The organism is Halomonas sp. BC1, from assembly GCF_002078135.1.
GTDB classification, from domain to species: Bacteria; Pseudomonadota; Gammaproteobacteria; order Pseudomonadales; family Halomonadaceae; genus Vreelandella; species Vreelandella stevensii.
Map to the genome: position 1 here is coordinate 210,663 of NZ_LFGS01000015.1, position 1,829 is coordinate 212,491.

The window sequence follows — 1,829 nt, forward strand, 5'->3', positions numbered from 1 at the left end:
GCAGACACCTGGCAGCATCAGTTCCTGGCCATCTGGAAGCTGCTGGGCCAGCTAGAGATGCCGAATTATCGCGTGTTTGCATGGCAGGATTGGCAGCGAGCGGTCGAAGCGGTGCTGCAGCCACAGAGCCAGAAAAGCCTATTGGACTTTACTCGCCTGGCGCAGGCGATGATGACCGTAGCAAATCAGCCCGGGCGCTGAAACTGCCTGCGCGCCTGTTCCACCTGTTCGCGTGTGATGCAGTGGAGCGAGTGGTCGTTGAGCAGCCCCATGGCCTGCATAAAGGCGAACGCCGTGGTGGGGCCGAAGAATTTCCAGCCGCGTTTTTTCAGCTCCTTCGCCATGGCGATGGATTCTGGCGAGGTGGTCTGCGATTGGGGGGCCACGGTGTCGCTGGGCTCATAGCGCCAGAAGAACGCCGCCAGCGACCCTTCCTGCTCGACCATCTCCTGGGCGCGCTGGGCGTTATTGATGGTGGCTTCGATTTTTCCACGATGACGAATGATGCCCGCGTCTTGCAGTAAGCGCTCCACGTCCTGTTCGCCAAAGTGGGCTACCTGATGAAAATCGAAGTGGTGAAAAGCGGCGCGAAAGTTGTCGCGCTTATTGAGGATCGTGCGCCAGCTGAGCCCCGACTGAAAGCTTTCCAAACAAAGTTTTTCGAACAGGCGCTGGTCGTTATCGACCGGAAACCCCCACTCCTGGTCGTGGTACGGCAGGAATTCTGGCGCTCCTGCGCACCACTGGCAGCGGGGTTGCCCATCCGGGGCGATAAAGCCGTTCGTCATCCGTCGTGTACCGTGGTGGTCAGAGGATCAGGCAAACCATTCCCGAGCGGTGCGCCACAGGCACATGCCGGTGAAGTAGACCGATGTCAGCATCCAGCCCCACAAGGCCCAGGAGGCATGGGTGGGGTGCGAGAGAATCAGCGAAGTCGTGCACACACACCACACCAGCGTGACCGTGATGTTCAGCGGCATGAATTGCCGTACCCGGAAAGGGTGCAGAAACTTCATGCGGGTGACGGTGAGGGCCGCCATGAGCAGAATGATCGCGAAGGTGACAAACGGCGGAAAATCAAGAATGTAGAAGTAGGCGGCGATGATGTTCCAGGCAGCAGGAAAACCGACAAAGTAGTTGTCCTGGCTTTTCATGTTCACGTTGCAAAAGCAGAACATGGAGGAGAGCAGGATGATGAAGACCGAGAGCAGTTCGAAGTGGGTGGGCAGCTCGACGAAAAAGTAGATGAACAGCGCCGGGATGAATGCCCAGGTGAGATAGTCGATCACCATATCCAGCGTGGAGCCATCGAAGTGGGGCAGAATGGTCTTCACTTCATACTTGCGCGCCAGGGTGCCGTCCAGGCCGTCTACCATCATGGCGGCGCCTAGCCACAGCAGGCAGGCCACGGGGTTGTTATCGATCAGCGCCAACAGCGCCATGGTGCCCAGCAAGACACCGCTGGCAGTGAAGACATGCACGCTCCAGGCCTTGTAGACCGAGGCGCGCGATTCTGTGTGTGAAGAGAGCAATTGAGCCACCTTGACCCCATGGGGAACGGCCGTTCCCTTTCTATCAGGTTTATAAATGAGCGTATAAAGAACGCTACACTACTACAAGATTGCCCCCAGAGAATATGCCCCGCTCCCTTTATAACCACGCGTTGAGGTAATCGATATGACCACTGTTCGCCTAGCGACCATCCAGGACTTGGAAGCGCTTTCCCTTTTATTAGACGAATATCGGCAGTTTTATCAACAGCCAAGTGATATTCAAGCAGCGCTTGATTTTCTGCGTCAGCGCTTTGGGCAGGCAGACTCTCGTATTTT

At 56.8% G+C, this 1,829-nt stretch carries 2 protein-coding genes and 1 pseudogene; 1 reads left to right on the forward strand and 2 read right to left on the reverse strand.

All coding sequences use genetic code 11. The features are described 5' to 3' along the window. A pseudogene (locus tag B7L72_RS18585) lies at positions 1–201 on the forward strand (hypothetical protein); the annotation flags it as partial. Here B7L72_RS18585 and B7L72_RS12335 read toward each other — a convergent pair. Together B7L72_RS12335 and pcsA are read right to left on the reverse strand one after the other, a co-directional pair. After that, complete coding sequence (locus B7L72_RS12335; RefSeq protein ID WP_039175122.1) at positions 186–788, reverse strand: DNA-3-methyladenine glycosylase I; 603 nt, start codon at positions 786–788, stop codon at positions 186–188. The pseudogene B7L72_RS18585 and the gene B7L72_RS12335 sit on opposite strands and share 16 nt — an antisense overlap. Positions 789–815: 27 nt before the next feature. Next, positions 816–1,532: a phosphatidylcholine synthase gene (gene pcsA, locus B7L72_RS12340; RefSeq protein ID WP_446718570.1), complete on the reverse strand. Its 717-nt coding sequence runs from the start codon at positions 1,530–1,532 to the stop codon at positions 816–818. Positions 1,533–1,829 lie beyond the last annotated feature (297 nt).